This is a genomic window from Frankia sp. CcWB2 (assembly GCF_977927585.1).
Genome location: NZ_CDWRCM010000050.1, coordinates 2,525 through 2,889, shown reverse-complemented (window position 1 = coordinate 2,889; position 365 = coordinate 2,525). Strand labels below are relative to the sequence as shown.

Here is a 365-nt window from a genome sequence, read left to right as displayed (position 1 = left end):
TGTGCCGACTGAGGTGGCCGCCCGGCTGGCTGAGCTGGGGCGGGAGAACCGGGAACTGCGGCGGGCGAACGAGATCCTGAAGTCGGCGTCGGCTTTTCGCGGCGGAGCTCGGCCGCCCGCGCCGGTAGTCCACGACTACATCGACCAGAACAAACAGAAGTTCGGGGTCGAGCCGATCTGTGCGGTGTTGAAGGACGCCGGTGTCCAGGTCGCCCCGAGCACCTACTACGCCGCGGGGAAACGGCCGCCGTCGGCCCGGGCGGTCACCGACGAAGAGACCCTGAAGGAGATCAGGCGGATTCATGCCGAGAACTACGGTGTCTCCGGGGTGCGGAAGGTCTTCGCGCAGCTTGACCGCGAGGGCG

1 pseudogene and 1 other annotated feature are annotated in these 365 nt (G+C 67.9%); the pseudogene reads left to right on the top strand.

Annotation, left to right across the window (positions count from 1 at the left end):
* Nucleotides 1–365: pseudogene (locus ACY45C_RS07750) on the top strand (IS3 family transposase); the annotation flags it as partial.
* Nucleotides 91–217: a sequence feature (AL1L pseudoknot), on the top strand. It overlaps the preceding pseudogene by 127 nt.